Source organism: Nostoc sp. FACHB-892, from assembly GCF_014698795.1.
Classification (GTDB): Bacteria; Cyanobacteriota; Cyanobacteriia; order Cyanobacteriales; family Nostocaceae; genus Nostoc.
This window is the reverse complement of the sequence record NZ_JACJTR010000117.1, coordinates 1-5,640: the sequence shown is the minus strand read 5'-3', so window position 1 is coordinate 5,640 and position 5,640 is coordinate 1. Positions and strand designations below refer to the sequence as shown.

The following is a 5,640-nucleotide window of genomic DNA, read 5'->3' as shown; positions in this document are numbered from 1 at the left end:
AATAAAGACCAAGCTTGGGAAGCATTGATAGTCTTAAAGCTATTAAAATTAGGTCTGAAAACAACAGAACCAAATAGCTCAGGAGATTTGAAGTCTAAATCATTGTTCATGTAAATAAGTATAACAACTATCTTGTCAAATAGCTAGCTTTATGATACATACCTACAGATAAAGGCAAGGTAGATATGTCAAGGGCAGCGATCGCCAGCGTTGAGTGGTGATTTTTCAGAGGGAGCTGAGGAACGGATATCGCTTAAAATATATTAAATGATACCGTTACCATTATGTTGCCAACTTGCTTTGATGGTTATAAATCAAAATCAAGGCTGAATGTTTCCGGTTCAGAATCCTCTTCTTTCTCCTGTGCAAATGGAGTTGGAGTCCAAGACGTGAGTTGGTTTGACTCAGTATTAATCGGAGTGTTTGGTATATGTTGTACAGGTAATCCAGCTTTAATGAAAACAAAATAGCAATCAACTATAAAGTAAATCGTGTCCAGGTAACTTTTATCTAGTTTTTGCGATTCTGCAAATATGCGCTCTCGGTAATTATCTTTGAGGCGAACTTTTTCCGGTGCTAAGTCTTTTTTATCTGCCATTGTTATAACTTCACTTAAGAGATGTGCCCGTTAGATTTTTGCTGTTAATGGTTTTCGCCATCTCTAAAAGCCCAGAGACATTGGCTTCTACCGGATTGTCCAAGATTTTGAAGCCGTTTTTCTCCAACAGCTTTTTAAATCCAGGTAAGAGGCAGCCTCCACCAATCGCCCAGATTTCATCCCCCTGGTGCTTGGCATCAAGGGTCAGATTCACCACTTTCTTCAAGTATTTTTCATACCAATCTTTCAAACAAGCACTGTATACATCTTTGATATCGATGTCACGGCTGTATCGGGTATGCCCCATTTCCAAACAAAATCGGATTTTGGAGGCATCCCCGATTTTTCCGCCATTTAGATGTTTCATTTTTTGGGAGATATCATCAATGAGGACTTCTACACCGATGGGGTAGGCAGTGTGAACTTCTCGTTTCCCTTGGTTGTAACGAGAATACAGGGTTGTTCCATTGCCAAAGTCTAAAATGGTTAATTTTTTGGGTAGTGGATGCCCAAACAATGCACCCATACCCTCTAGTACAACTTTCAGTACTTCTACTTTTACTTCTGATTGTTTGCCAGCAAGTATTGGCTGATATTCTCCATTGAGTACTTTTTGCAATTCTTCAGCCAGACCGACATCATGTAAACTGACGACTAACTTTAAGTGCCAAGCCTTACGGTGTGGTAGATGTGCCAATGCGCCCAACAAAGTCAACAACGCATTATTTACTTTATTTTCATTATTGTCTGTGTTGCGGTCAAAATAATTTCCTGTACGGTAAGCTGACTCTCCAACGGTGTAAGCAGTACCGTTAAAAACTACACGTCCTGGAACATCTTCCATCTCGGCATTGGTTATATAGCTGGGGACACGAACTACTTCAAACCCTTCGACTAAAAGTTTGAGGCTTCCGTAACCGTTATCGAAACCCGCAGGAAAAATTTTTTGTAAGGTGTGAATGCTTGACATAAAGACAAAGGTAATAGACTTTGATTTTTGAAAATTATCTGTTGAAGTGACCTGCAAGAGCAAGAGAAAGAAGAATAAAATAATTTCCCATTTTTTGCCTAATCTCAAGAGCTTATCATAACCCCTTGGGGGCTAAATGGGGTATAAAATGTTAGTCAGTCAAATATACCCCATATAGCACCTATATATACCCTATATAGGGGTCAAAATCTCACCAAAGTCCTGAGATATTGTTGGGGTATATATAGCCCCCATATAGCCCCCAATAAGAATTTTTGAAATATCTTTTATCAACGGAGCAAAAATTAAATTAGATCATTGTTGACTCTTTGATTTATACTTTACTGTCAATAAGATTGTTGAAAAGCAATTCAGTCTTTCACTCTAACTTCTTGCTGAATACGTAACGAGCGAGTCACTACTTGCTTACAGGTTCAGCTTTCTCAACTGAATTATCATTCACACCCAAAGTCAATTGCAAAGGAGTTCTTTGGGGGTAAGCTTTTACCACTTGTCGATAAACTTCATAGTTAGTAGGTAGCGTGTTCTGAGAATTACCCACTCCATAGGTCAATTTGTACTTTACATCTTTCACCAATTCGGGCTTGCCTGCCTCTTCTTGAGGTTTTTTGCGTTGTTCAACTTGCTCAACGCTTGGTCGCGGCGGTAAAGTAGGCCACCATAGCCCTCTGTCATCTGGGCCAACAACTGCTCCTGTCGGTTTCAATCCATTCCTATTCAACATTGAAGTGTTAGCAAAGGTTTCAATGCGTGGCTGTGGTTGACTAGTTAGATCATTGGCATACTTAACTTGCCAGGTGTAACTGGTGAGTGCTGTAGCTTCATACTGTTCAGTTGTAGCGGTGCTACAACTATTAAGCGTAAGCGTCGTTAATGCAGTTATTATTGAGGGTAAAATTTTCAACTTTTGCATTATCAATCGTAAATATCTCTTACTAATCACTCTTGAAGAGGGAGCGTGCGTGCGATCATTACTGCCAAGGTGAAGGTATCGCGGTAATCGAAAGCACTTCCCTTGCTTGCAGTCTAATTGCTGTTTGCTCACAGTTGGGGCATTTTACTTTTGTGAAAATTACTGAAGGTCGTCCTTTGTACTCGCCCATTACGGGTTCTCCGCTGTACTCGCTGATTATCCCCTGCTGGCAATGATAGCACTCGAATATCACACGCCCTACCTCCGAGTTGCAATTCAGGAATTGCATGTGCTGACAGGGTTCTGGCGGTAATTCTGGTTCTTCGGGGCGGTCTTGAAAGGGTATATAAGGTTTGGTTGCTGGTGGTGAATCTATTTTTTTCTTGTTGCGCTTGCCAGTCACTTGCGGCTTAACTTTTGGTGGCTCTAGGGGTTTTTCCTCGGCAGGGGGATGGCCGGGCTGTTGGTCAGTTGTGAGTTCTTCCGGCAACTTGTCATCAGCCGGGGGAGGGCTAAATTTGGAAATTTGACCGTTGAGCTTTGGCTCTTGTTTCTCTGGTGTTTTAGATGGACGCTCAGTAGATTTCATTAGTCTTTCTGTCAGGGGGGTTACTTATATTCGTTTTATTTAACCAAAACGTTTTGGTTAACTTTATTTTTATTCTTTATTTTGAATCAGTGATAACATCAAGCCATATATTTGGGTTAATTGACTTATTTGATAATAGATACTCTGCTGAATCTGTTCTAAAAGAATACTTGAAAATTATCTTAAAAATGATAATTCTATGAAGACTAATACAATTGTTGCAAAGTGAGAATTGCTCCTATGGTAAAATCCAAGCCTACGAAGACTACGACCAAATCTGAAAAGCTTCCTAAAATTTTGGCATTTGCTAACCAGAAAGGTGGAGCAGGGAAATCAACAGGAGCAGTTCATGCTGTTGATTGGTTTACCCAGATGGGGCATTCCACTATCTTAGTTGATGCAGATGGGCAGGAAAGCTCATCAAGTTGGTTGAAGGATCTGAACTTGCCTTGTAAGGTCATTGGTGATCCAGAGGTTTTATTTGACGAACTTCCAAAGTTAGCAGAGTCTTATGATGTCGTAATTGTTGATGGACCAGGAAATGCAAGTGAGGTGACAAAAGCAATTTTGATCCGTTCTAATTTAGTACTTATTCCTTGCAGGGACTCCATGATCGATTTAGCAAGTACAGGTAAAATTGTACAATTTGTGCGTCAAGCAAAGGAAATTCGAGGAGGGCTGCCGATAGCAGCGCTTTATCTAAATGCAGTAAAAGACAACACTATTTTATTACGAGAAGCTAGAGAAGCTTTGCAAAGCGGTATTATACCTTTGCTTAATACTACCCTTCCTGACCGTCAGTGTATCAAGGATGCACCTGGACAAGGTAGTACAGTATTTCGTATGAAGGGAGAAGCTCCTAAAGCGGCGGCAAGTGCTTACGTCAAAATCCTAACAGAAGCTTTGAAGTTATTTGAATCAGAATCATGACTCGACGAAAACTCAAGGATAATATTGCTAACAATGAAGAACTGAACTTTGTCTTTGGACAAGCCACTACTCAGGAAATTGTACAAATAGCGGAAGTAGCTCAAGAACAAATCATTCCGCACAACGCAATTGTTTGTACATTCACATTTATTCCAGATGGCAAGCCAGTTCGACATTACTATGATTTAGAAGAGCTACAAGAATGGGCGCTAAATGATATTCAACCCAATGGAATTCGTTCTCCTCTGTGGGTACGTCCCCATCCCACTCAATCTGAAAAATATGAGTTGGTTGCAGGACTTCGGCGATTAAAAGCAGCAGAGATACTAAAATTAGAAGATATACCAGTCAAGGTTTTTGATTGGGATGATCGAACCGCTTTTTATGCTGCGATATCAGAAAATACAAATCGCCGTGACTTCAGTGCTTTAGAGGAATTAGACAACACTTTGCGAGTGCTTGAAATTCAACTGGGCTACGAAACTGAGCAAGTTGTTAGTTTTCTTTACCGAATGAACAACGCCACAAAAAATACTGTTAACCAAAACGTTTTGGTTAGTAAAGAAGCTGAACTTGTTCAACAGGTATTTAATTCATTCGGGCGAATTACTTGGCAATCATTCGTTGCAACTCGACTTCCCTTATTTAAAAAACCAGTAGAGATATTGAATGCTATTCGTCAAGGTAAAATTCATTACACTAAAGGAATTTTGATTGCTAGTGTCAAAGACAAAGATAGCAGGCAAAAAGTTTTAGAAGAAGCTATCAATAATTCCCTTAGCCTTTCTGAAATTAAGCAACGAGTTAAAGCATTGAATGGTAGTAAAAAAGCACTGTCCGAGTCCGAACCTGTAAGTCTGAAACAACGCTTAACTAATACGATTGAGGTGGCAAAGAAAAACAAGATGCTTTGGAGTGATCCGAAAAAAACTCAACAGCTGGAGAATCTGCTTAGTCAGCTTGAAGCGATTGTCAAAAATTGAAAACAGAAGTGGATTTAGTAGTAAGACAAGAGCAATAAACTCAGGCAGTATCGAGCAATTGCAACGCACTGTGACAAACCCACTATTAACATAGATGTCTTCTGAATATAGCCGGATACAGATGCTTCAATCACATCATAGTGCAACTTGGTTGCGGTAAGGTATTGTCAGCTTACCGCAAATTCACACTAAGTACTTCATGTCCCAACCATCAAACTTTCTTCGGCTGATCTATTTTCCATAACCTAGAACGGCAAAACTAACTGGAGAGGTGAGACTAAAGGCTTAATTAAGTATGCGTCTTAGAAAATATCAAACGAGTTTACTATGCTTCCAACCTACCTCTAGCAAGTTTTACCGCTCTAGTCCATAACATATTCCCGTGGAGTTAGGTCAAGATTGAGATCCTTCCATTCCTCGGACGGAATCTTATCAAGTCGTGGCTTAAGCAATTCTTCATCTTTTCGAGACGATCTAAACAACCGCGTTGAAGCTACCGCAGCGTTTCGGTGAAAGCCTTGATGGTTTGCTGTCCACGTTGTGCATTTCCCGTAGCCAAGAAGTCTAAGATTGCGCCTTGAAATAAGTGGAATAGCAATAAAGCAGTAGTTTTGTCATTTGTGAGATTAAACAGAG

6 protein-coding genes are annotated in these 5,640 nt (G+C 40.1%); 2 read left to right on the top strand and 4 right to left on the bottom strand.

Annotated elements, in window-relative coordinates; genetic code table 11:
• Positions 1 to 307: 307 nt before the first annotated feature.
• From H6G96_RS39955 to H6G96_RS40885, 4 genes are all read right to left on the bottom strand, one after another.
• Complete coding sequence (locus H6G96_RS39955; RefSeq protein WP_190920099.1) at positions 308 to 598, bottom strand: hypothetical protein; 291 nt, start codon at positions 596 to 598, stop codon at positions 308 to 310.
• Positions 599 to 608: 10 nt separating this feature from the next.
• Complete coding sequence (locus H6G96_RS39950) at positions 609 to 1,568, bottom strand: ParM/StbA family protein (RefSeq protein ID WP_190920098.1); 960 nt, start codon at positions 1,566 to 1,568, stop codon at positions 609 to 611.
• 418 nt (positions 1,569 to 1,986) lie between these two features.
• Positions 1,987 to 2,502, bottom strand: coding sequence for a hypothetical protein (locus tag H6G96_RS39945; protein WP_190920096.1), 516 nt, complete (start codon positions 2,500 to 2,502; stop codon positions 1,987 to 1,989).
• A 58-nt stretch (positions 2,503 to 2,560) separates the two neighbouring features.
• Positions 2,561 to 3,091 carry a hypothetical protein gene (locus H6G96_RS40885; protein ID WP_199339888.1) on the bottom strand — a complete coding sequence of 177 codons (531 nt, stop codon included), beginning with the start codon at positions 3,089 to 3,091 and terminating at the stop codon, positions 2,561 to 2,563.
• Between the two features lie 240 nt (positions 3,092 to 3,331).
• Between H6G96_RS40885 and H6G96_RS39935 the strand changes: the two genes are divergently transcribed.
• A complete protein-coding gene (locus H6G96_RS39935; RefSeq protein WP_199339887.1) occupies positions 3,332 to 4,021 on the top strand; it encodes a ParA family protein in 690 nt (229 codons plus the stop codon).
• Entirely contained in the window at positions 4,018 to 5,004 is a 987-nt protein-coding gene (locus tag H6G96_RS39930) for a ParB/RepB/Spo0J family partition protein (protein WP_199339886.1), read from the top strand. Before H6G96_RS39935 ends, H6G96_RS39930 begins: the two co-directional genes overlap by 4 nt.
• Positions 5,005 to 5,640 lie beyond the last annotated feature (636 nt).